This window comes from Stenotrophomonas sp. STEN020 (genome assembly GCF_056760195.1).
Genome location: NZ_JBRREI010000120.1, coordinates 1 through 843 on the forward strand (window position 1 = coordinate 1; position 843 = coordinate 843).

Annotated in this window: 1 protein-coding gene; it reads right to left on the reverse strand. The window is 68.9% G+C overall.

The window, feature by feature from the left end; genetic code table 11:
• Nucleotides 1-142 precede the first annotated feature (142 nt).
• Nucleotides 143-664: an acyl-CoA thioesterase gene (locus ACVOLZ_RS22295; protein WP_481518042.1), complete on the reverse strand. Its 522-nt coding sequence runs from the start codon at nt 662-664 to the stop codon at nt 143-145.
• Between the last annotated feature and the right edge of the window lie 179 nt (nt 665-843).

Below are 843 nucleotides of genomic sequence, written 5' to 3' on the forward strand. Positions count from 1 at the left end.
GGCGCGGGTGCCCCCCTCCAACCACCCAACTCCCCCCGCCCCCCCCCGGGCCGCCCCCCCCCCCCACCCCCCCCCCCCCCCCCCCCCCCCCCCCCCACTACGGATATCGGATGGATTGTCGGCTTCGCGGCTTACGCCGCTCCTACAATGCAGGCACCGACAAATCCGCCTCACCCGACGGATTGCTCTGCAGCAACTCCAGATGCCGCTGCTCCATCTCCTGGCGCAGTTGGCGGCGGATCTGCGCAGCGGCGAAGCGCCGCTTCTCATCGCTGGTTTCCGGTTGCAACGATGGCACCGGCGTCGGCCGACCATCGTCGTCTACGGCCACCATGGTGAAGAAGCAGCTGTTGGCATGGCGTACCGCACCCTTGCGGATGTCCTCGGCAACGACCTTGATGCCGACTTCCATCGATGAGTTGCCGGTGTAGTTGACCGAAGCCAGGAAGGTGACCAACTCGCCGACGGCAATCGGTTGCCGGAAGGTCACCTGGTCCACGGACAGCGTCACCACGTAGTTGCCGGCATAACGGCTGGCGCAGGCATAGGCGACCTGGTCGAGCAGGCGCAGGATCGCACCGCCGTGGACCTTGCCGGAGAAGTTGGCCATCTCCGGCGACATCAGGACGGTCATCGACAGCTGGTGGGCTTTGTGTTCGCTCATGGCGGCTACTGCGATTACGGGAAGAGCAGGCTACACCGTAGCGCCAAGGCATGCTTGGCAGAAGCTTCACCTGTAGTGGGGGGGGGGGGGGGGGGGGGGCGGGGCGCGGGCGTGGCCCAGACCAGCCCGGGCGGCGGCGGCGGGGGGGGCGGGGGAGGGGTGGGGGGCGCGGAGGCGCG

What these genes read in the sequence shown, in the direction of transcription:
- ACVOLZ_RS22295 (WP_481518042.1), bottom strand. Translation starts at nt 664, where the DNA reads ATGAGCGAACACAAAGCCCACCAGCTGTCGATGACCGTCCTGATGTCG.